The sequence below is a fragment of the Planococcus donghaensis MPA1U2 genome, from assembly GCF_000189395.1.
GTDB classification, from domain to species: domain Bacteria; phylum Bacillota; class Bacilli; order Bacillales_A; family Planococcaceae; genus Planococcus; species Planococcus donghaensis_B.
Genome location: NZ_AEPB01000031.1, coordinates 1 through 290, shown reverse-complemented (window position 1 = coordinate 290; position 290 = coordinate 1). Strand labels below are relative to the sequence as shown.

Below are 290 nucleotides of genomic sequence, written 5' to 3'. Positions count from 1 at the left end.
GGCGCTTAGCGCTCCGGGGTTGACGTTTTGCGTTCAGTTTTGAAGGTTCACCTTCAATGGCGACATTGAAAAAATCTTCTATCAGTAAGACAATTATACTCAAGAGGGCCTATAGCTCAGCTGGTTAGAGCGCACGCCTGATAAGCGTGAGGTCGATGGTTCGAGTCCATTTAGGCCCACCATTCTTCTTGGGGCCTTAGCTCAGCTGGGAGAGCGCCTGCCTTGCACGCAGGAGGTCAGCGGTTCGATCCCGCTAGGCTCCACCAATCATTTTGTACGCAGAAATGATG

General features: G+C 51.7%; 2 tRNA genes. Both read left to right on the top strand.

Annotated elements, in window-relative coordinates:
- The first annotated feature begins 105 nt into the window (after positions 1-105).
- Positions 106-182: transfer RNA gene (locus tag GPDM_RS08770), tRNA-Ile, on the top strand.
- 8 nt (positions 183-190) lie between these two features.
- Positions 191-266, top strand: a tRNA-Ala gene (locus GPDM_RS08765).
- The last annotated feature ends 24 nt before the right edge of the window (positions 267-290 follow it).